This window comes from Erythrobacter donghaensis (genome assembly GCF_001557325.1).
GTDB classification, from domain to species: Bacteria; Pseudomonadota; Alphaproteobacteria; order Sphingomonadales; family Sphingomonadaceae; genus Erythrobacter; species Erythrobacter donghaensis_B.
In genome coordinates this window covers 1-20102 of sequence record NZ_LSJS01000144.1, presented here as the reverse complement: position 1 = coordinate 20102, position 20102 = coordinate 1, and the positions used below count along the sequence as shown (strand labels likewise).

Annotated in this window: 20 protein-coding genes and 1 pseudogene; 12 read left to right on the top strand and 9 right to left on the bottom strand. The window is 67.8% G+C overall.

Annotated elements, in window-relative coordinates:
• Positions 1–97: 97 nt before the first annotated feature.
• The 4 genes from AX692_RS07875 to AX692_RS07860 are packed head-to-tail and all read left to right on the top strand — an operon-like array spanning position 98 to position 2875.
• Positions 98–547 carry a MaoC family dehydratase gene (locus AX692_RS07875; protein ID WP_073975612.1) on the top strand — a complete coding sequence of 150 codons (450 nt, stop codon included), beginning with the start codon at positions 98–100 and terminating at the stop codon, positions 545–547.
• An 8-nt stretch (positions 548–555) separates the two neighbouring features.
• Positions 556–1092: a carboxymuconolactone decarboxylase family protein gene (locus tag AX692_RS07870; protein ID WP_196489939.1), complete on the top strand. Its 537-nt coding sequence runs from the start codon at positions 556–558 to the stop codon at positions 1090–1092.
• 26 nt (positions 1093–1118) lie between these two features.
• Positions 1119–2300 (top strand): acetyl-CoA C-acyltransferase, encoded by a 1182-nt coding sequence (locus AX692_RS07865; RefSeq protein ID WP_073975610.1) that lies wholly within the window; start codon positions 1119–1121, stop codon positions 2298–2300.
• Positions 2301–2356: 56 nt separating this feature from the next.
• Positions 2357–2875, top strand: a complete 519-nt coding sequence (locus AX692_RS07860; protein ID WP_073975609.1) for a pyridoxamine 5'-phosphate oxidase family protein — start codon at positions 2357–2359, stop codon at positions 2873–2875.
• Between the two features lie 52 nt (positions 2876–2927).
• Here AX692_RS07860 and AX692_RS07855 read toward each other — a convergent pair whose 3' ends face one another.
• From AX692_RS07855 to AX692_RS07845, 3 genes are all read right to left on the bottom strand, one after another.
• Positions 2928–5501: a TonB-dependent receptor plug domain-containing protein gene (locus AX692_RS07855; RefSeq protein ID WP_081095205.1), complete on the bottom strand. Its 2574-nt coding sequence runs from the start codon at positions 5499–5501 to the stop codon at positions 2928–2930.
• Between the two features lie 175 nt (positions 5502–5676).
• Positions 5677–6882: a decarboxylase gene (locus AX692_RS07850; protein WP_073977405.1), complete on the bottom strand. Its 1206-nt coding sequence runs from the start codon at positions 6880–6882 to the stop codon at positions 5677–5679.
• A 226-nt stretch (positions 6883–7108) separates the two neighbouring features.
• A complete protein-coding gene (locus tag AX692_RS07845; RefSeq protein ID WP_196489938.1) occupies positions 7109–7657 on the bottom strand; it encodes a LemA family protein in 549 nt (182 codons plus the stop codon).
• 67 nt (positions 7658–7724) lie between these two features.
• On the opposite strand from AX692_RS07845, the gene AX692_RS07840 reads away from it, so the two are divergent.
• Positions 7725–8705 (top strand): DUF3137 domain-containing protein, encoded by a 981-nt coding sequence (locus AX692_RS07840; protein ID WP_073976080.1) that lies wholly within the window; start codon positions 7725–7727, stop codon positions 8703–8705.
• On the opposite strand, the gene AX692_RS07835 is transcribed toward AX692_RS07840, so the two are convergent.
• Genes AX692_RS07835 through AX692_RS07820 form a run of 4 tightly spaced genes read right to left on the bottom strand, consistent with a single transcriptional unit; the run spans position 8702 to position 12639 of the window.
• A complete protein-coding gene (locus AX692_RS07835; RefSeq protein WP_155644765.1) occupies positions 8702–9214 on the bottom strand; it encodes a YbjN domain-containing protein in 513 nt (170 codons plus the stop codon). The genes AX692_RS07840 and AX692_RS07835 overlap by 4 nt on opposite strands.
• A 28-nt stretch (positions 9215–9242) precedes the next feature.
• Entirely contained in the window at positions 9243–10436 is a 1194-nt protein-coding gene (locus AX692_RS07830) for a carboxynorspermidine decarboxylase (RefSeq protein ID WP_073976082.1), read from the bottom strand.
• A gap of 2 nt (positions 10437–10438) precedes the next feature.
• The gene (locus AX692_RS07825) at positions 10439–11401 is read right to left on the bottom strand and encodes a peptidyl-alpha-hydroxyglycine alpha-amidating lyase family protein (RefSeq protein ID WP_073976083.1); all 963 of its coding nucleotides are present in this window, start codon (positions 11399–11401) and stop codon (positions 10439–10441) included.
• Entirely contained in the window at positions 11401–12639 is a 1239-nt protein-coding gene (locus AX692_RS07820; RefSeq protein ID WP_073976084.1) for a saccharopine dehydrogenase family protein, read from the bottom strand. Before AX692_RS07820 ends, AX692_RS07825 begins: the two co-directional genes overlap by 1 nt.
• 261 nt (positions 12640–12900) lie before the next feature.
• Between AX692_RS07820 and AX692_RS07815 the strand changes: the two genes are divergently transcribed.
• The 3 genes from AX692_RS07815 to AX692_RS07805 all read left to right on the top strand — a co-directional run bounded on the left by AX692_RS07815 (position 12901) and on the right by AX692_RS07805 (position 15824).
• Positions 12901–13881 (top strand): threonine ammonia-lyase, encoded by a 981-nt coding sequence (locus AX692_RS07815; protein ID WP_073976085.1) that lies wholly within the window; start codon positions 12901–12903, stop codon positions 13879–13881.
• An 84-nt stretch (positions 13882–13965) separates the two neighbouring features.
• On the top strand, positions 13966–15180 hold the full coding sequence (locus tag AX692_RS07810; protein ID WP_073976086.1) for a DUF3419 family protein: 1215 nt from the start codon (positions 13966–13968) through the stop codon (positions 15178–15180).
• The gene (locus AX692_RS07805; protein WP_073976087.1) at positions 15180–15824 is read left to right on the top strand and encodes a class I SAM-dependent methyltransferase; all 645 of its coding nucleotides are present in this window, start codon (positions 15180–15182) and stop codon (positions 15822–15824) included. The genes AX692_RS07810 and AX692_RS07805 overlap by 1 nt, the downstream gene beginning before the upstream one ends.
• Here AX692_RS07805 and AX692_RS07800 read toward each other — a convergent pair.
• Both AX692_RS07800 and AX692_RS07795 read right to left on the bottom strand, forming a co-directional pair.
• Positions 15821–17128, bottom strand: a complete 1308-nt coding sequence (locus AX692_RS07800) for a glycoside hydrolase family 16 protein (protein ID WP_073976088.1) — start codon at positions 17126–17128, stop codon at positions 15821–15823. The genes AX692_RS07805 and AX692_RS07800 overlap by 4 nt on opposite strands.
• Positions 17129–17159: 31 nt before the next feature.
• Positions 17160–18311, bottom strand: a complete 1152-nt coding sequence (locus AX692_RS07795; RefSeq protein WP_073976089.1) for a nucleotidyltransferase family protein — start codon at positions 18309–18311, stop codon at positions 17160–17162.
• A 192-nt stretch (positions 18312–18503) separates the two neighbouring features.
• Here AX692_RS07795 and AX692_RS19580 point away from each other — a divergent pair, with 192 nt between their 5' ends.
• From AX692_RS19580 to AX692_RS07775, 4 genes and pseudogenes are all read left to right on the top strand, one after another.
• Positions 18504–18662: a lasso RiPP family leader peptide-containing protein gene (locus AX692_RS19580; RefSeq protein WP_155644764.1), complete on the top strand. Its 159-nt coding sequence runs from the start codon at positions 18504–18506 to the stop codon at positions 18660–18662.
• Between the two features lie 142 nt (positions 18663–18804).
• Complete coding sequence (locus AX692_RS07785; RefSeq protein ID WP_073976091.1) at positions 18805–19092, top strand: PqqD family protein; 288 nt, start codon at positions 18805–18807, stop codon at positions 19090–19092.
• Positions 19077–19490 (top strand): lasso peptide biosynthesis B2 protein, encoded by a 414-nt coding sequence (locus tag AX692_RS07780; RefSeq protein ID WP_081095204.1) that lies wholly within the window; start codon positions 19077–19079, stop codon positions 19488–19490. Before AX692_RS07785 ends, AX692_RS07780 begins: the two co-directional genes overlap by 16 nt.
• Positions 19491–19503: 13 nt before the next feature.
• A pseudogene (locus AX692_RS07775) lies at positions 19504–20102 on the top strand (hypothetical protein); the annotation flags it as partial.

Below are 20102 nucleotides of genomic sequence, written 5' to 3'. Positions count from 1 at the left end.
ACGTTGCGCTCCCTCTTGTGTTGCGCCATGTAGCCCGGCGCAAACAGCGAAGTCGGCCACGGATCGGGCGGCTTCGCGGACAAGAGGAGGAGCCCTGATGAACGCGCAGGATTTGGCCGCCAAAGTCGGCGAAGTGATCGGCACCAGCGAATGGGCCGAGATGAGCCAGGAACGCATCAACCAGTTCGCCGAGGCGACCGGTGACCACCAGTTCATCCACGTCAACGAAGAGATGGCCAAGATGACGCCCTTCGGCGGCACCATCGCGCACGGCTTCCTGACGCTCTCGATGATCCCCTATCTCGGCGCCCAGGGCGGCGCCCCGCGCGTCGATGGCGTGAAGATGGGCGTCAACTACGGCGGCAACAAGACCCGCTTCATCGCCCCCGTGCGCGCCGGCAAGCGCATCCGCGGCCACTGGAAGCTCGTCGAAATGGTCGAGAAGCGCCCCGGCCAATGGCAGCAGACCTGCGAGATCACGATCGAGATCGAAGGCGAGGAAAAGCCCGCCCTGATCTGCGAGTGGATCACGCAATACTTCGTGTGAGCTCAGTGGTGCGCATCGAACCTCTCGCCGAGCCCTACCCCGAGCCTTTTGCCCGGGCGATGGCCGTGCTGATGCGCGGTGCGCCGCCGCTGAAGCTGTTCACCACGCTGGCGAAGCACGAGCGTGCGTGGGGCAAGTTCACCGCAGGCTCGTTGCTCGACCGCGGGCCGCTGCCCTTGCGCGATCGCGAGCTGGTGATCGACCGGACCACGGCGCGCTGCGGCTGCGAGTACGAATACGGCGTCCACATCCGCGGCTTTGCGGAAAAGGCCGGGATCGACGAGGCGCAGCAGCGCGCGCTGGTGCACGGCGATGCAGCCGATCCGGTGTGGACCAAACGCGAGGCGGCGCTGATCGCCGGCGTCGACGCGCTGCTCGACCACAAGCGCCTCTCCGACACGCAATGGCACGACCTTCGGGAGCACTTCTCGGAAGAGGAAGTGCTCGAATTGGTCCAGCTTGTCGCCTTCTATCACGGCGTGTCGCTGATCTGCGGCGCGCTCGACCTGCCGCTCGAAGACGGGGCGGCACGGTTCCCCGACTGACCTCTTTCAAGAAGGATACCCCCATCATGGCACGTGACGCCGTTATCGTTTCCACTGCCCGCACCCCCATCGGCCGCGCCTACAAGGGCGCCTTCAACGCCACTCCCGGGCCGACGCTCGGCGCGCTCAGCCTCGCCCCGGCGATCGAACGCGCCGGGATCGAGGCGGGCGAGATCGACGATGTGGTGTGGGGCGCGGTTCTCACCCAGGGCACCCAGGCCGGCAATATCGCCCGCCAGGTCGCGCTGCGCGCCGGCTGCCCGGTCACTGTCGCCGGCCAGACGATCGACCGCCAGTGCTCCTCGGGCTTGATGGCGATTGCGACCGCCGCCAAGCAGATCATCGTCGACAACATGGACATCGTCGTCGGCGGCGGTCAGGATTCCATCTCGCTGGTGCAGACCCCCGAGATGCGCGTCTCGCCCGACCGCTCGCTGATCGCGATGCACAAGGATGTCTACATGCCGATGCTCGGCACCGCCGAGACCGTCGCCAAGCGCTACAACATCAGCCGCGAGGCGCAGGACGAATACGCCCTGCAATCGCAGCAGCGCACCGCGGCCGCCCAGGCCGAGGGCCGTCTGGATGCCGAGATCGTCCCGGTCACCGTCACCATGAACGTGGTCGACAAGGAGACCAAGGAAGTCTCGCAGAAGGAAATCACCCTCTCGAAGGACGAAGGCAACCGTCCCGAGACCACCCTCGAAGGCCTCCAGAGCCTCCAGCCGGTGATGGGCCCGGGGATGAACATCACCGCGGGCAACGCCTCGCAGCTCTCGGACGGCTCCTCGGCCGCGGTGCTGATGGAAGCCAAGATTGCCGAACAGCGCGGGCTCCAGCCGCTCGGCCGCTATGTCGGCATGGCGGTCGCGGGCACCGAGCCCGACGAGATGGGCATCGGGCCGGTCTTCGCGATCCCCAAGCTGCTCAAGGCAACCGGTCTCAAGATGGACGACATCGGGCTGTGGGAACTGAACGAGGCCTTCGCGGTGCAGGTGCTCTACTGCCGCGACCAGCTCGGCATCCCCAACGACATCCTCAACGTCTCCGGCGGCTCGATCTCGATCGGCCACCCCTACGGCATGACCGGGGCGCGCTGCACCGGCCACGCGCTGATCGAAGGCAAGCGCCGCGGGGCGAAGTATGTCGTCGTCACGATGTGCATCGGCGGCGGCCAGGGTGCGGCCGGTCTGTTCGAGGTCTTCTAGGCGGAACTTTTTTCCCGCGCCGGCGCTAGCGCCTGTCCCCATCGAAGGAGACAGGCATGGCGACCGACGCGGAGATCCGTTCGAAATTCTGGAAGGCGCTCAAAAGCGACATGACGATGTTCCTCGGCCTGGCCGAGGGCGAGGACGGCCACGCCCGTCCGATGACCGCGCAGCTCGATGACAACCTCTACGACGACGGCGAGTACCACGGCCCCCTGTGGTTCTTCACCGCCACCGACAACAACCTCTACCGGATGATCCAGCAAGCCGAGCTTGGCGATGGCGAGCCGCGCGCGATGGCGCATTTCGCCTCCAAGGGCCACGACGTCTGGGCAACGCTGCACGGCACCTTCTCGACCACCCGCGACCGGGCAACCATCGACCGGCTCTGGAACCCCTTCGTCGCGGCCTGGTACGAGGGCAAGGACGATCCCAAGATCGCCCTCGTCCGCCTCGATCCCGAAGAAGCCGAGATCTGGATCGACGCCTCCTCGCTGGTCGCGGGGATCAAGATGCTGATCGGGATCGATCCGAAGAAGGACTACAAGGACAAGGTTGCCGAGGTGCGGCTTTAGGGTCGGATCGGCGCGGCGAGAGGCACGCGCCTCCCCGCCGCGCCCTGCCGCCTCAGAACTCGACGCTCACGCGCCCGTAGAGGAAGCGCCCGCTGAAGCCGAAGGGCGACTGCGAGGAATAGGGCAGAAACGATTGATTCTGACCGAAATTGAACCCGTTGACCACGCCGAAGGGCAGGCGGTCGGGATATTCGTCGAACAGGTTGTTCGCCCCCACGGCGAGCTGGATGCGCTCCAGCAGCGTGTAGCGCGCTTCCAGATCGACCACCCACTTGGGCGAGAGCGTCACGTCGCCCGGCGCCGCGCCCTTGGCGATCGTCAGGTCATTGTTCGAACCGATCGGCAGGAACACCGAACCGAAGCGGTTGGCACGCAAGCTCGCGCCGAAGGGCGCCAGCTCCCAGTCGAGCCCGAGGTTGAGCTTGTTCGACGGCTGCCCGTCGGTCAGGCGGAAGCTCTCCGGCCGAGCAAACAGGCGCTGCGCGTTGAAGCCCGAGAAGGTCCGCCGGTCGGTGATCTCGGTGTCATTGACGTTGAAGCCCGCGGTCAGCGTGAACCGGCCCGCGCCGAAATCGGGCAAGCGGTAGCTCGCGACGATATCGAGACCCTCGGTGCGGGTGTCGATGCCGTTGATGAAGAACCGTGCCGAGGTGCCGACCACACCCGCCGCCTGGAGCAGCGCGACCACGTCGGCGCCTTGCAGGTTCTCGGTCAGCACGATCCGGTCGGAGATCTCGATGTTGTAGTAGTCGACCGTGAGGCTGAGCCCGTCGATCATGGTGAACACCACGCCGCCGCTGAGGTTGACCGATTCCTCTGGCTCGAGCGGCTGCGCGCCGAGCGCGACTGCAATCGGCGAATTGACGGGGAAGGTGCCGATCTCGACCAGGCCGATGCCGGTCACGTTGTTGGTCGAGGTGGTCGAGAAGAATTGCTGCGCCAGACCGGGGGCACGGAAGCCGGTCGAGGCCGCGCCGCGAAATGCGAGGCCCTCGACCGGCTCGAAGCGCGCGGCGATCTTGCCGTTCAGCGTGTCGCCGAAGTCCGAATAATGCTCGTAACGTCCGGCAATCTGGACGTTGAACATGTCCGAAAGGTCGGTGTCGAGTTCGACATAGGCGGCAAAGCTGTCCCGCGAGGCGTCGACCTCGGTCGAAGGCTGGAAGCCCGGGAACACCTGCGCGCCCGGCGCAGCGCCGTTCGAGAAGGTGAAGGGGCCGGCGATGTAGCTCGCCTCCTCGCCCGGGATGATCCGGTAGTTCTCGTTGCGCCACTCGCCGCCGAACGCGAACGAGCTGTCGCCGATCCCCAGATCGATGTCGCGCTGGGCGTCGAAATTGACCGAGGTCTGCCCCGAACGCAGGCCCCCGGCATCGAACTCGGTCGGGCTCACGAGGCCGCCGAGCGAGGCGTTCCAGCTGTTCGACACCCCGTAATCGAGGCGGTTGCTGCCGTAGCTGATCGACAGGTCGAGGTTCCAGCCCGCGGTCTCCCCGCGGATCCCGAGCGCCCCGGCGATGTCCTCGATGTCGGAGTCGATCTGCGGCAGGAAGCCGTCGGGATAGAACGGCGCGCCCCCATTGGCGAAGTCGCGGTTGCGCGCGTCGAGCGAGCGGCGATAGAAGCCGGTGCCGTTGGCCTGACGGTTGCCATAGCTGCCGAAGGCGTAGAGCTCGAAGCTCTCGCCGACATCAATGCCAGCGTTGACGAAGAGGTTGACGTCCTCCGACTTGCCGTCGCCGAAGCGGTGGTTGTAGCGGTTGATGGTGGTCTCGCGCACGTCGCCAACACCCGAGTATTGCCGACGGATGTCGGGGCCCGAGCGGTTGGTGGGATCGCGGTCCTTGTATTCGGCGGTGATGTTGACGAAGCCGGTGTCGCCGAGCGGCAGGCCGTAGTTCGCGGCGAAGGTGACCGTGTCGCCGTCGCGGCGCTTGCGGTCCTCGCCGGTGAAAGTGATCACCGGATCATCGCTCGCACCCGTCGTGGGCGCGACGCTCTGGACCTGCGCCACGTCCTCGAGGGTGGTGATGTACTTGCCATAGGTCACCTGCGCGCGCCCGCCCTCGCCCTTCCTCAGCTGGATGTTGATCACCCCCGCGATCGCGTCCGAGCCATATTGCGAGGCCGCGCCGTCGCGCAGCACTTCGATCCGTTCGATCGCGAGCGGCGGGATGGTGTTCATGTCGACCCCGGTCGAGCCGCGCCCGACCGAACCGTTGAGGTTGAGCAGCGCCGAGGAATGCCGCCGCTTGCCGTTGACCAGCACCAGCACCTGATCGGGCGCAAGGCCGCGCAGGGTGGCGGGGCGCAGCGAATCGGTGCCGTCGGTCAGCGAGGGCTGCGGGAAATTGAACGAGGGGACGAGATTGTTGAGCAGCCGGTTGGTCTCGGTCGTGCCTTGGTTGAGCAGCGCCTCGGAACCGATCACGTCGATCGGCACCGCGCTCTCGGAGACGGTGCGGTCGGTGCGGCGGGTGCCGGTCACGATGATGGGGTCACCTTCGGCCGTCGCCTCGGCCTCGGCGGACGCGCTTTCGTCCTGCGCGAAGGCGGGCTGCGCGGCGCAGCCGAGGGCAAGGGCCGCAAGTGCGGTGCCGGTGGTGAAGGAGATGCGGTTCGCCATGTTGTGCTTCCTCGGTGCCGGAGAGGTTGAAGACACCGGAAAGTTATCGGCAAGCAGCTCAAAGCATAACAAAATTGCCGACCACTGCGGCATTCTTGTCATTCCTGTGGCATTTTTGCGACAAATACGCGCGCAAGGAACCGCCCCGCCCTGGCGGGCGGAGCGGCGCAATTGCTCAGCGCAGCGACACCACGTTGTCGGTCGCCTCGCGCACGCGGGTGCCGTTGAACAGGCTCATCATCGGCTCGTCCTGCACGGTCACCGCCACCGCATTGCCGTAGCCGTTGAAGCCGGTCTTCATCGCCGCCCCGTAGGCACCGAGCATCCCGATCTCGATGTAGTCGCCCGCCTGGATGTCCGCCGGGAGCTTGAACGGCCCCTTCATGTAGTCGGCATCGTCACAGGTCGGCCCGTAGAAGGCGAAGTCGTCGTCCTCGTCGATCAGGTCGTCCTCGAGCGCCTTCACGGGGAAGCGCCACGCGACGTGGGCGGCGTCGTAGAGCGCGCCGTAGGCCCCGTCGTTGATGTAGAGCTCCTCGCCGCGGCGCTTGTTCACCTGGACGATCATCGAGGAATACTCGGCCGACAGCGCACGGCCGGGTTCGCACCACAGCTCGGCGTTGTAGGCGATCGGCAGGCTCTCGAAGTGCTTGGCGATGATCGCGAAGTAATCTTCCATCGGCGGCGGCTCGAGCCCCGGATAGGCGCTCGGGAAGCCCCCGCCGACATCGATCATGTCGATGACGACCGACGCTTCGGCGATCGCTGCACGGGTGCGGTCGAGCGCCTGGACGAAGGCGAAGGGCGTCATCGCCTGGCTGCCGACATGGAAACACACGCCCAGCCAGTCGCAATGCTGGCGGGCCTGCTGGAGCAGCTGGGGCGCCTCGATCAGGTCGCAGCCGAACTTGCTGGCAAGGCTGAGCTCCGAATACTCGCTCGACACGCGCAGCCGCACGCACAGCCGCAGGTCACGCGGGGCCTCGCCGGTCGCCGGATCGGTGCAGGCGGCGACGATCTTCTCCAGTTCCTCGTAGGTGTCGAGGCTGAAGGTGCGCACGCCGTGCTCGAAATAGGCCTCGCGGATCGCCGCCGGTGTCTTGACCGGGTGCATGAAGCACAGCACGGCCTCGGGCAGGATGCCGCGCACCAGCCGCACCTCGGTGATCGAGGCGACGTCATAGTGGGTGACACCGGCACTCCACAGCACCTCGATCAGATCGGGCGCCGGGTTGGCCTTGACCGCGTAGAGCACCTTGCCCGGAAACTTCTCGACGAAGAAACGGGCGGCGCGCCGCGCGGCGTGCGGGCGGTTGAGGATGACGGGTTCGTCCGGACGGAGGTCGCGGACTACAGCTCGTGCGTCAGGATAGATGTGCAACTCAAGGGACCCCCAAAACGGCTCTGTTGAACCATAAAACGACAAGCTGCCTTGCGGTTTGGAAGTCCCCTTGGGGCAGCGGAAGCGCGCAGATAGGGCCTGGGGGGGGAAATGCAAACGAAAAATGCACCCCGCTCCGGCGAAATGTTACTTTTCGAAGACAGAGACCGGAACGCGACCGGAATGTGACTGGAAAAGCGCAGCTTTCCGCCGCTTTGGAGCCGATTCAGAAGCCGATCCGGGGCACCTGGTCGACTGTCCCCTGCTCGCTCGCGTCGAGCCGATGAAAATCGGCCTCGGCGAATCCGAGCATCCCGGCGAACAGCACCGCCGGGAAGGATTCGCGCGCGGCGTTGAACCGCGCGACCGCGGCGTTCAGCGCCCGGCGGGCGGCGGCAAGCTTGTCCTCGACATCGGCGAGCTCGCCCTGGAGCGACTGGAAGTTGGCCGAGGCCTTGAGGTCGGGATAGGCTTCACCGAGCGCAAGCAGATTGCCGAGCGCGCTCTTGAGCTGCTGCTCGCTGCCCGAGGAGGGCGGCCCCACCGCCGCCGCATTGCGCGCCGCGATCACCGCCTCGAGGGTGTCTGATTCGTGGGCGGCATAGCCCTTCACGGTCTCGACCAGATTGGGGATCAGGTCATGCCGCTGGCGCAGCTGCGCGTCGATATCGGCGACGCCCTGGCGCACCGCCTGCCTGAGCCCGACCAGCCGGTTGTAGATGCCGATCACCACCGCCGCGATCACCACCACGAAGCCTGCAAGTATCCAAATCATGTGCATCCCCTTTACCTGCACCCGCTTTTTGTGCTGACACTGGTTAAGGAATCGCGCGGGAGAGGCAATGCGCAGCGACATAGATGGCCTGATGAAAGGCGGGCTCGAAGAGTGGCTCGCCGGACAGGCGGACATGCGTGCCGGTGCGAAAGGCCGGGCCGCCTCGCGCTGGGTGTGGGGCGCGGTCATCCTCATGCCGGTGTGCGCCTTCCTCTGGTTCAGCCAGGTGCCGGCGCAGCTTACGGGGCTCCTCACCCTCGCCGGCATCGCGGGCGCGGCGTGGTGGGGATACCGCCCGATCGCGGAGGCGACGCAGGCGATCAAGACCGGGATCAACAGCGCGATCGCTGCCAGCTATAGCCTGTCCTATGCCCCCGAGGTCGAGCCCGGCCCCGAATTCGAGGCGGCGCGCAGCTACGGCCTGCTGCCCGGCTTCGACCGCGCGAATTTCGAGGACCGCTGGCACGGCACGCTCGAGGGGCACGATTTCGACCTCTACGAATGCCAGCTCGAGGAACAGCGCGGATCGGGCAAGAACCGGCGCTGGGTGACGGTGTTCAGAGGGCCGATCATCCGCATGGGCTTCGGCCGCCGGTTCCATTCGACCACCCTGCTCGAACGCGCGGGCAAGCACCGCAAGTGGATGGGGCTCGGGGGTGCGAGCGATCATGTCAGCTTCGAGGGCCACCGGCTCGACCGCGTCGATCAGGTGCACCCGGCCTTTGCGGAGAGCTTCGCGCTCTATTCCGACGATCAGGTCGAGGCGCGGGTGCTGGTGAATCCGAGCTATGTCGAGCACCTGCTGCGGCTCGAGGACGCCTTCGAGGCGCGCGAGCTGCGCGCGCTGTTCCGCGGCGGCGCGGTGGTGATCGCGATCGAGACGGGCGACCTGTTCGAAAGCGGCGGGATGAACGCGAATGCCGACCGCGAGAACGCCGCGCGCGCGCAGCGCCAGTTCAGCGCGATGGCGGGCCTCGCGCTGGCGATCAACCAGAACGAGCGCGGGCAGGTGTTGCAGGCCAGGCCGGAGGTCTCGGGCGACCTCTAGCCCGCCGGTCGCTCCTCCCCCGCCGCGATCGGGTAGGCATCGCCGACGAGGCCGAGCAAGACGTCCACATTGGCGCGGATATTGGCCATCGTTACCCCGTGATCGAGCACGTGGTAGCGGGTGAAGAGCAGCGACTTCTCGGCAAAGTCGGCCGTCACGCTGATCGCGGCAAGCTCGTCATTGGCCCTGGCGAGGGTTTCGAAGGTGGTGCCCTCCGGCAAGTCGTAGCGCGCCTGCATCATCACCCCCTGGCAGCCGGGCACGCCGTTCACGTCGCAGGCGGTACCGAACAGGAGGTAGATGATCCCGTCCTCGCTTTCGGCGGCAAGATAGGCCTCGCCGGGCTTGCCGGTCTCCCTGATCGTGTGCCCGAGCGAGCCGACGATCGCGGCAAGATCGCCCTGATTGATCGAGACGACGACGCGCTTCTCATCATAGCCCTGCGCCGCGGCAGGCACGCTCGCCCCCGCGATTGCCAGCGCTGCCGCCAATGCCCGGGTTCCCATCATCGCATCCCCCCCCTCGCCATGCGACGGCTCAGCTCAACCGGTCGCGGAAATCGGCGTAGTCGAAGCGTTTGATGCAGTCGAGCGCGTCGGTCTCGCTGTCCCACATCCAGATCGACGGCAGGGCGACCCCGTTGAAGGTGTTGGTCTTGACCATCGAATAATGCGCCTGGTCGAGGAAGGCAAAGCGCGCGCCCGGTTCGGCGGGAACCGGCAGGCGATAATCGCCGATCACGTCGCCCGCGAGGCACGAGGGCCCGCCGAGGCGGATCGGGATCATGTCCTCGTTCTGCAATTCGCCCAGCATCGCCGGCCGATAGGGCGCTTCGAGCACATCGGGCATGTGGCACGTCGCCGAGATATCGGTGATCCCCACCGGCATCTCGTTGAAATGGGTGTCGAGCAGCGTGCCGACGAGAATCCCTGCGTCGAGCGCCACCGCCTCGCCGGGCTCGAGGATGATCTGGCAGCCGGTGTCGGCGGCGGCGTCCTTGAGGAACTCCACCAGCTCCTCGCGCTGGTAATCGGCGCGGGTGATGTGGTGGCCGCCGCCCATGTTGATCCATTTCAATTGGTCGAAGTAGGGCTCGATCACGTCGAACACCCGATCCCAGGTGGCTTTCAGCGGCTCGAAATCCTGTTCGCACAGGTTGTGGAAGTGGATGCCCTCGACGCCCTCCATGTGCTCCTCGGTGAGCTGGTCGAGCGGGAAGCCGAGACGCGATCCGGGGGCACTGGGGTCATACTTGGCGACCTCGCCGGTGGGCACCTGCGGGTTGATCCTGAGCCCGACGCTGACGGGCGCGCCACTCGCCGCGGCCTGCTCGAGGATCAAGCGTGCGCGCTGGTGCTGGTAGGGCGAGTTGAAGATCACGTGATCGGACAGGCGGCAGATCTCCTCGAGCTCCTCGGGCTTGAAGGCGGCCGAGTATGTGGCGATCTCGCCGTCGTAGAACTCGGACGCGAGGCGCGCTTCCCACAGGCCGGAGGTCGAGACCCCGTCGAGATATTCGCCGATGATCGGGGCTGCCGACCACATGCTGAAGGCCTTCAGCGCGGCGAAGACCTTGATGTCCCCGCCATCGGCCGCCGCCGCATCGCGCACGCCTGCCAGCACGCGGCAATTGGCGCGCAGCCTCGCCGCGTCGACCACGAAAGCGGGGCTGTCGACGCGCGACAGGTCGAAACGGGCGAAGGCCCCGGGATCACCGGCCTTGGTCTGCATGGCTATTTGTCCGTTCGGGAAGGAAGAGAAAAACGCACGACGCGGCCGCCGTTCACGTCGGTGACGTAGATATGGCCGTCTGGCCCGATCGCAAGGTCGTGCCCGAGGCTCGCGTCCTTGCCGGGCAGGCCGATGTCGAAGGACGCCTCGACGGTGCCTTCCGCGCTGTAGACCCGCAGCACCGCGCCATTGCGGTCGGCGCCGTCGCGGCCTTCGACGGCGAGCAGCCGCCCGCCGCCCAGCGGTTTGAGGCCGTAGGTGTGGTTCCCGGCGGGCGAGGCCCAGCTGGCGAGGCGCTTTCCGGCGTGGTCATAGACCATGATGCGGGCATTCTCGCGGTCGGCAACGTAGATATGCCTGTCATCCACCGCGACCGCGTGGGCGACCTTGAAGTCACCCCAGTCGCGGATGAAGGTGCCCTCGGGCGAGAACTCGGCAATGCGGGTGTTCACATAGCCATCGGCGACGAGCACGCGACTGGGCAGGAAGGCGACGTCGGCCGGGCGGCCGAAATGAGCGGCGTCCTGGCTGGTGATTCCCTGCTCGCCGAGGGTGAGTTCGAGCGCGCCCTCGGGGCTGAAGCGCAGCACCTGCTCGCGGGCGACGTCGGTGATCCAGACCTTGCCAGCCTCGTCGATCGAGATGCCATGCGGCATGATGAACTGCCCCGCGCCCCACCGAGCGAGGAGCTTGCCCTCGGGGGAGAACTTGAAGACAGTCGGCTCGGCAATCGGCTCCTTGGGAAAGGGTTCCTCCCATTTGCGCCCGGCGCGGTGGAGCACCCAGACGTTGCCTTGCGCGTCAACGTCCACGGCGCTGACCTCGTCGAACTTGGCGCCCGCCGGGATGGTCGGCCAGCCGGTGTCGACCGCGAGCCTGGGCAACTCCTCGCGCGGTGGGAGCGCGGTGTCGCATCCCGCCAAAGCCAGCGCGACGGCCGCGACACTCGCCCCCCGTGCGCGCATCAGAAGGAAACCGGGCCGTCCAGTTCCTCGACCGTCCACGGCAGCCCGTGCGCGTTCAGCATGTCCATGAAGGGATCGGGATCGAGTTGTTCGATGTTGAACACGCCCTCGCCCTGCCAGTGGCCCTGCACCATCATCGCCGCGCCGATCATCGCAGGCACGCCCGTCGTGTAGGACACCGCCTGGTTGCCGGTCTCCTCGTAGGCCGCCTCGTGCGAACAAATGTTCTTGATGTAGAACGTCTTCTCTCCGCTGCCGTCGAGCGCCTCGCCGGTCGCGATCACGCCGATATTGGTGTTGCCCTTGGTGGTCTCGCCCAGCGTCTCGGGCTTGGGGAGCACCGCGGCGAGGAATTGCAGCGGGATGATGTCGCGGCCCTGGTACTTCACCGGCTCGATGCTCGTCATGCCGACGTTCTGGAGCACGGTGAGATGGGTGATGTACTGGTCGCCGAAGGTCATCCAGAACCGCGCGCGTTCCAGCTCGGGGACGAACTTCGCGAGGCTTTCCAGCTCCTCGTGATACATCAGGTACATGTTCTTGGGGCCCACCGCCTCGAAGTCGAAACCGACCTTGGTGGACATGGCGGGGGTTTCCACCCACTCGCCGTTCTCCCAGTGGCGCGCGGGCGCGGTCACTTCGCGGATGTTAATCTCGGGGTTGAAGTTGGTCGCAAAATGCTGGCCATGGTCGCCGCCGTTGCAATCGAGGATGTCGAGCTGGCGGATGGTCTTGAGCTTGTGCTTCTTGAGCCACATGGTGAAGACGCTCGTCACGCCCGGATCGAAGCCCGAGCCCAGCAGCGCCATCAGGCCAGCGTCCTTGTAGCGCTCCTGATAGGCCCACTGCCACTTGTATTCGAACTTGGCCTCGTCCTTGGGCTCGTAGTTGGCGGTGTCGAGATAGTCGACGCCCGCCTCGAGGCAGGCGTCCATGATCGGCAGATCCTGATAGGGCAGCGCGAGGTTGACCACCAGCCCCGCGCCGGTCTTGCGGATCAGGTTGACCATGGCGGGCACTTCCTCCGCGTCGATCTCGTAAGTCGAGATATCCCGCCCGCAGCGCTCCTTGACGCTGGCGGCGATCGCATCGCACTTCGCCTTCGTGCGGCTGGCAAGGTGGATCTCAGGGAAGATCTCGGGGTTGAACGCCATCTTGTGGACGCAGACCGAGCTGACGCCGCCGGCACCGATGACGAGGACCGTTTTGCGTTCGGGGCGGGATTGGGCTGCCGACATGGAAGGAACCTTTCGTGCTGGGGTGCGAATCTTGCGCGGGCCTTAGAGCATTGCTCCGAAAAGTGGGAACCGGTTTTCGGATCGAAGCAATGCAGCAACAAACGGTGCAACGCATCGCCGCCGACAAATGATCTGCATTCCCTACGGGCGCGTGATTTGCCATAGGGAGGCCATGCAAAGCCTGCGCCCCCATGACCCGAGCCGTCAGCCGCAAAGAGAGCTGCACGCCGGGGGAGGAATCATGCCTCTCAACTGTGTTCCATGTGGCTCCTCGGAGAGGTCGGCGTGGGCGTGAATGAACGAACCCCCACACGAGAGGGCGTAATCGCGGCGGCCGAATCGGTGGCGTCGATCCTCCCCCCCACCCCGCTGCTGCCGGTCACCATCGGCGGCGTGCGCGCCTTCGTGAAGGCCGAAACGCTGCAACCGATCGGCTCGTTCAAGATCAGGGGCGCGTGGTGGCGGCTGTCGAACCTGTCGCCCACAGAGCGCGCGGGCGGCGTGGTGGCGGTGTCCTCGGGCAACCATGCGCAAGGGGTGGCGTGGAGCGCGCGGCGGCTGGGGATCAGGGCCGCCATCGTCATGCCGCATGACGCGCCTAAGGTGAAGCTGGCGAACACCAAGGCGCTCGGCGCTGAGGTGGTGCTCTACCAGCGCCCCGGCGAGGACCGCGACGCGGTCGCCGCCAAGCTGATTGCAGAGCGCGGCGGCACCCTTGTCCATGCCTTCGGCGATCCGTGGGTGATCGAGGGGCAAGGCTCCGCCGCGATCGAGATCGCCGCGCAGCTCGGCCGCGCGCCCTCGCGCATTATCGCCTGCTGCGGCGGCGGGGGGCTGACCGCGGGGCTGGCGCTGGGCGCGCCCGACAGCGCGGTGCATCCGGTCGAGCCGGTCGGCTGGGACATGGTCGGGCAGGCGATGGCGAAGGGCGAACTGGTCCACGCCGCGCCGGACGCGCCCAAGACGATCTGCGACGCGCTCCAGCCCAACGTCACCAAGGCGCTGAACCTCGGCCTGCTGCGCGGCCGCGCCGAGCCGGGCGTCACCGTCACCGATGACGAGGTGCGCGCGGCCCAGCGCTTCGCCTTCGCCGAATTGCGGCTGGTCGTCGAGCCCGGCGGCGCGGCGGCGCTGGCGGCGGCGCTGGCGGGCAAGGTGCCGGTCGACGAAGACTCCGTCATCATGCTCACCGGCGGCAATGCAGATCCGGCCGCCTATGCCGCCACCATCGCCGGTGGCTAACAGGTCTGTGGAAACCGTCACATTGACGAAACGCATCGCGAATACGACAACCGCTTGACGTAACGGCAAGGACCCCCTCCCCCCATGGCTACTCAGGCAAAGCGGATCATCGAAGACGCGGTGATCCGCAAGGATGCAAAGGTCGGCGACAAGCTGCTCGACAAGGCGTTTGCGCTCGCCTTCAAGGGGCTGGTCTATGCGCAGATCTGGGAAGACCCGGTGGTCGACATGGAGGGCCTCGACATCCAGCCCGACAGCCGCGTGATGTGCATCGCGAGCGGATCCTGCAACGCGCTGTCCTACCTCACCGCTAACCCCGAGAGCGTGACCGCAGTCGATTTGAACCGCGCGCATGTGGCGCTCGGTCGGCTCAAGATCACCGCGATCCGGCACCTGCCCAATTACGAGCGCTTCCACCGCTTCTTCGCGCACGCCGACCACAAGGAGAATGCCGAGGTCTACAAGACCATGATCGCGCCCCATCTCGACGCGGAAAGCCGCGCCTATTGGGAAAAGCGCGACATCCGCGGGAGGCGGCGCATCTCGTACTTTACCAAGGGCATCTACCGGCAGGGATTGCTGGGCAATTTCATCGGCCTGGCGCACGTCTTTGCCAAGCTTTACAAGATCGATCTCGGCAAGCTGCTCGAGGCCCAGACGCTCGAGGAACAGCGCGCGGTGTTCGAGCGCGAGCTCGCGCCCGTGTTCGAGAAGAAGTTCATCCGCTGGCTCACCGACCAGCCCGCCTCGCTGTTCGGCCTCGGCATTCCGCCCGCGCAGTTCGAACACCTCGCGGGCGATGAACGCATGGCCGAGGTGCTGCGGCGGCGTCTGGAAAAGCTCGCCTGCGACTTCGAGGTCAAGGACAACTACTTCGCCTGGCAGGCCTTCGGGCGCGGCTACAACCGTTCGGAAAGCGCAGCCCTGCCCCCCTATCTCCAGCGCGCCAACTGGGAGGCGATGCGCGATCGGATCGGGCGGCTCGATGTGACCCGCGCCAACATGGTCGACTGGATCGGCGGCCGCGAGGAGGCCAGCATGGACCGCTTCGTGCTGCTCGATGCGCAGGACTGGATGAACAACGCCCAGCTCGACGGCCTGTGGAGCCGCATCACCCGCGCCAGCCGCCCCGGCGCACGGGTGCTGTTCCGCACCGCCGCCGAGCCGAGCCTGCTGCCGGGCCGCCTCGACGATGCGATCCTCTCCAAGTGGCGCTATCTCGAGGAGACCTCCGCCGATCTCACCCGCCGTGATCGCTCGTCGATCTATGGCGGCGTGCATGTCTACGAGCTGGCGTGATGGCCTCGACGCCCTCCCCCACCCATGCCGCGCTGATGGACGAGGTCTATCGCGGGCAGCGCCACATCTATGACTTCACCCGCAAATACTACCTGTTCGGGCGCGACACGCTGATCGCTGGGCTCGCAGCGCGGCCGGGGATGCGGGTGCTCGAAGTCGCCTGCGGCACCGGGCGCAACCTCGCCAAGGTCGCGCGCGCGTGGCCGGGGGTGCGGCTGTTCGGCCTCGACATCTCCTCCGAGATGCTCAAGAGCGCGCGCGCGGCGCTGGGCGAAGAGGCGCGGCTGGGCGAAGGCGATGCCTGCGCCTTCGATCCGCAGAGCCTGCTGGGCGAGACCGCCTTCGAGCGGATCGTGCTGTCCTACTCGCTCTCGATGATCCCCGACTGGCGGGGCGCGTTGGCCCATGCGGCGGGACAGCTGGCGCCGGGAGGCGCGCTCCACGTGGTCGATTTCGGCGATCTCGGCGGGCTTCCGGGGCCGTTCCGGCGGGCCTTGCGGGCGTGGCTGGCGAAGTTCCATGTCGCGCCGCGCACCGATTTGCCCGCGGTCGCTGCGGAAGTGGCCGCGGCGCGCTCACTGGCGCTCGAAAGCAGGCGGGGGCCGCTCGGCTACTATCAGCTCCACGTCCTCACGGCGCGCTAGCCGAGGGGCGCGTCGCGCCACACCCTCAGGGCGCGCACCCGCATCGACCCGCTCCCGCCCGCATACGGGCCCGGGCCTGCGTGCTTGACCGCCACGGTCATCAACGGGAACCAGACCGTGCCGGGAAAGGGATTGACCGCCTGGTAGACCTCGATTCCGTCGATGAACCAGGTGATGTGACGGGGGTCGATGTCGACGGCGTAGCGGTGATAGCCGCTCGCGAAGCCCGACAGGCCGTAGAAGCGCCGCGCGTCAATCCGGAGCGGCACGGTGAACTGCCGCTGGCCCTTCGGCCCGCCGTGCAGGTTGGCGCTGATGTGGCGCGAGAAATCCCAGTCGGGCGATTGGCCGAAGCCCTCGTAGACATCGATCTCGGGCGGCCAACTGGATCGGGAAAGCAGCCACAGCGCGGGCCAGGCACCGCGGCGGTCGGGCATCTGCGCCTCCCACTCGATCTGCCCGTAGGCAAGGTGGGTCTCGGGCATCCGCTCACCGGTCAGCACCGCCGCGCCGTGGTGCCAGGCCTGGCCCTCATGCCGCAGGGGCTGCGCCAACTGCTGGCTCGTCAGCACCAGCGCGCCGCCCCGGATTGCGACCGGCGACTGCGCGGCGGCGGCGTGCCAGTCGGGGTCGAGATAGAGCCCGGTCTCGGCATTGCCCGGCTGGGTGCGCCCGTGCGGTAGGCGCGTGCTGAAGGCCCCCGCGCCGCCGCGGTCGCTCCAGCGCGCGGCGGCCGGATCAAGGACATAGTCGGGCGCGCCCCGGGGCGCGAAGCGGCGGGGTGCGCGGGCCGAGGATGGCTGCGCACGGCTCGGGGCAGCCCCGGCCCGGGCCCGCACCAGCCCCGTCCCGTCGGCGATCCCCGCTCCGTCGACACCCTCGGGCAAGTGCACGGCGAACTGGGTGCCTTGCGGCAAGCCCTTGAGAGGAACGCGGATGGTCTGCACCAGCGGGTCGCCGGGGCGGAACACCGCCAGCGCCTCGGTGCGAACGAAGTGGCGGCCTTCATAGGCGCCGTCGGGGAAGCTGCCGTTGCGGGTCAACAGGCGGGCGTGGACGGTGTTGGGGGTCGGCCGGTCGAGCCGCACCGGCACATGCGCCTCGCGCGCGCCGGGGGGTACGGTGACATCGCCGATGGTGATGCGCGCGCGGGGCGGAAAGGCGCTGCCGTTCGCGAAGTCGAACGCCGCCGCCGGGCGCGCTGGTGCCCCGCCGGCGGCACCGCGATCCGCCGCGCCGCAGGCGATCAGCCACAAGCCGCCGAGCGCGGCGAGCGCCCCGTGCCGCCGCCAACGCCGCCACATTGGCCGGCGCGCCGGAGCGTGGCGCACGGCGCTAGGCACTTGCCGGAGCCGCGCGGCGCAGCGCCTCGCTGCCGATCATCCGCGCCGCCTCGCGGGTGAACTCGGCCGCCTTGTGGCGCCCGGCCGCGCCGCTGCACATCGCCCACAGCACCGCGCGGCGGCGTGGCCAGGGGGTTGCGGGGCTCTCGGGGTCGAACACCATCGCCAACAGCGCCTCGCGCGCGGCCCAGTCGGGCAGCGCCGCAGGGGCGAGCGGCGGCGCGAGCGGCAGCGAAACCTCGAAGATCCGCTCGCACAGTGCCGCCGCCAGTGCCACCGTTCCGGTCAGCCGCTGGCGCATCGCCAACGCCGCGAACGCCCGCCGCCGCGCCTCGCCCATCGCGATCAGCCCGGCGGCGACATCATAGGCATAGCGCGCGGAAGGGCGACGGTGGGCGAGCTCCTTGGTGAAATTGAGCGCGCTCACCAGCACTGCCTGCGCGTGGGTCGGCACCGCAATTCGGACACCCCCGAGCGCCTCGCGCCGCGCCCCTGCGAGGAAGCCGGCGAGATCGCACGGCGGCGGGCAGCCGGGCTGCTGGAGCCGATGGTGGAGATCGATCACGCCCCCTTCCGGGTGCACCAGATGCACCTCGCCGAGCGCCGTCGTCCACCACGCCGAGGTGTCCTCGCGGCGGGAGAAGCCTTTCGCTGCAAGCGCCGCCAGCGCGGCGTCGAAATGCTCCCGTGCGACCAGCAGGTCGAGATCGCTCGCGCGGCAGAAGAACGGATCGCCGTGGAGCAGCCGGTGCTGGAACGGGCCCTTGAAAGCCATCGCCGGGACGTCGGCCCGGTCCAGCACCGGAAAGGCGATCCGCGCGAGCGCCATCACCCGGCCATTGCTCACCAGCGTCCGTGCGCGGGCAGCGTCGAGCGGGCGGGCGAACGCCGATGGCATCGCCCGGCCGCCTGCGGCAATGGCGCGCGCGCAGGGCCCGGTGAGCCGCGCACGCACCGCCAGTAAAGCGATTCGCGCGGCGCTCCGATCATCCATCTCGAGCGGATCGCCCTCGCCCCGGTTACCCGTCAGCGCAATCCGGCACAGCCGGGCGAGCCGCGCAGTATCCCCGTCTCGCTCGCGTACCGCCTTGGGACATTTCGCGGCGAGCTGGTTTATATCTTGGGTGAGTGCAGCGGCCATCATGAAACCCCACGCTGAAACGGTCGAAATCCACGTTGGATTTACGATAGGGGTGTGCGGGCCGATTTAAATAACATGCTTTATTTGGAGGGCTATTGGCCAGCCAATGAGTATCATTTGATCGGTGTGCATTCCTTCTTGGACCTCTGCATCACCGATGCGGGGGATGATCAATGTTACCCAAGGAGAAAATTGATGGACGCACGGAATTACTCGACTCCGACGCTCGAAGAACTGGGCACTTTCGAAAAGCTCACCCAGGCTTCGGGCTGCCCGGACGCGCTCGACGCGACCTTCCCGGCCGGCACGCCCTTCGGTGATCTCACCTGCGGGGCGGAAGACGGCATGTCCTGACCGGCAGCCGGTGGGGGGCGGTGCCCGTGCTGCGGTCCTGTTTACCGGCCTTGCCGGAAGCAGGGGCCGCCCCCCGCATCCGCGGTTGCCGCCGCACCGGCACCCCGCACCTCCCCCACGCCCGACACGAAAGGCCCCGCGCATGGCGCAGATCGATCCCGCCCTGCTGATCTCTGGTGACCCCGAGGTGGTCGGCTGCACGCTCGCCGAGGGCGCGGCACTGCTCAACCTCAAGACCTATGTGTATTACAGCCTCAACGAGGTCGGCGCCTTTGTGTGGGACGCCCTCGCCGAGCCCGCATCCTTCGAGGGCCTCGTCGAGCAGGTCGCGGCCTGCTTCGATGCCCCGCGCGAGGTGATCGCCGAGGATCTTGCGCGGCTGGTCACGCAGCTCGACGATGCTGGGCTGGTGCAATGCCGCCAGCCCTGAGCGGCCGCCACATGGGCGCGCTGCGGCGCGATGCCAAGTGCCTGGGGGCGCTCGCCGCGATGCGGCTGGCGCTCAGTCTGCGGGGCTATGCCGCGATCCGGGCGGCGATGCCCGAGGCGGCGCAGACCGCCGACGGGCATTTCTACGCCCGCCAGCTTGCCCGGCGGATCACGCGCCTGGCGCGGGCTGTGCCGGGCGCCTCTTGCCTCACCCAAGCGCTGGCGCTGCAATATCTGCTGGCGCGCGCGGGCCATGCTTGCGAGCTCCATGTCGGCGTGAAGCGCGATGCCAAAGGGCAGTTCGCCGCCCACGCCTGGGTGAGCTGCAACGGCCGGATCGTGCTCGGCGCCGAGGGCACGCGGCTGGCCGATTACACCGCGCTCGCCGGTGCACGCTGATGGGGCGGCCCGCATGACCGGAGGCACCATCAGCGGCATGGTCGCGCCCGACCTGCGCCCGCTTGGGCCTTCGCCTGCGGCAGGCGGTTGGAGCGCGCCGGGCGTCCGCCTCGCCGGCCCTGCGCCCTTCACCGAAGACGCGCTGACCGTCGTCGCCGACGCCCGGCTCGACAACCGTGCGGCGCTCGCCGCCACGCTCGGGCTGCCGGCTCGCGCGGAGGCGGCGGCGGTGATCGCGGCGGCCTATCACCGTTGGGGCGAGGATTGTCCCGCCCGGCTGGATGGCGCCTTCGCCTTTGCCCTGTGGGACGCCCGCGCGCGCCGTCTGCTGTGCGCGCGCGATGTCGCCGGGGTGCGCCCGTTCTTCTACCGCGCTGCCGAAGGCGCGCTTGCCTTCGCCCAGTCGGCCCAGATGCTCGCCGACCCCGCCGCCGTCCCGCGGGCAGAGGCGATCGCCGACTTTCTCTACGGCCGCGTGCTCGATGCCGAGAGCACCTGGTTCGCGGGCGTGATGCGCCTGCCCGCCGGGCACAGCCTGATGTTCGAGGGCGGGCGCTGCCGCATCGCGCGCCACAGCCGCCTCGCCCCGGCCCCCTACGATCCTGCTCGTCC